This window comes from Limosilactobacillus panis DSM 6035 (assembly GCF_001435935.1).
GTDB lineage: Bacteria > Bacillota > Bacilli > Lactobacillales > Lactobacillaceae > Limosilactobacillus > Limosilactobacillus panis.
Genome location: NZ_AZGM01000135.1, coordinates 1 through 204, shown reverse-complemented (window position 1 = coordinate 204; position 204 = coordinate 1). Strand labels below are relative to the sequence as shown.

General features: G+C 46.6%; 1 pseudogene. It reads left to right on the top strand.

The window, feature by feature from the left end:
• Positions 1-204 (top strand): annotated as a pseudogene (locus FD32_RS08105) (IS30 family transposase); the annotation flags it as partial.

Below are 204 nucleotides of genomic sequence, written 5' to 3'. Positions count from 1 at the left end.
GTACCAGGCTGAGCTAGCGCAAACTGACTTTGAACGCAAGGTTAGTCAACGGGGGCAGAAGTCTTCGCTCACTAAAAACCTTAAACACTTGATTGAAGAAAAGATTCAAGTCCGGAAGTGGTCCCCTGAACAAGTTGCCCATGTGGTGGGGATTGCCTACAAGACGGTCTATAACTGGATTGATCAAGGATGGCTTGATATACA